This is a genomic window from Alkalicoccobacillus porphyridii (genome assembly GCF_007293315.1).
In the GTDB taxonomy this organism is placed as follows: domain Bacteria; phylum Bacillota; class Bacilli; order Bacillales; family Bacillaceae_D; genus Alkalicoccobacillus; species Alkalicoccobacillus porphyridii.
On the sequence record NZ_VLXZ01000068.1, the window covers coordinates 1 to 396 of the forward strand.

Consider the following 396-nt stretch of genomic DNA (forward strand, 5'->3'; position numbering starts at 1 on the left):
TAGCTATGGCGATCTCGACCCACAGGAAATGCCGCTGCTGATCCTTAACGGCTTTGAATATGTGACTCAGGTGGGGGGCGATCCCTATGCAGTGCCTCTGCGTGCAGATACCAGCAAACCGAAGCTGAGCCAGCAGGATGTGACCGATCTGATCGCCTATCTGAACAAAGGCGGTTCGGTGCTGATCATGGAAAACGTGATGAGCAATCTTAAGGAAGAGAGCGCGTCTGGCTTTGTGCGTCTGCTGGATGCCGCGGGTCTGTCAATGGCACTGAACAAGTCGGTGGTGAATAACGATCCGCAGGGTTATCCGAACCGCGAGCGCCAGCGCCGAGCGGATGGCATTTGGGTTTATGAACGTTATCCGGTTGTGGAAGGTGCGCTGCCGTACACCAT

At 55.3% G+C, this 396-nt stretch carries 1 protein-coding gene; it reads left to right on the forward strand.

Going from position 1 to position 396, the window contains the following annotated elements; all coding sequences use genetic code 11:
• The coding region (locus FN960_RS23545; RefSeq protein ID WP_143850770.1) for a hypothetical protein at window positions 1-396 on the forward strand (396 nt) is incomplete at both ends.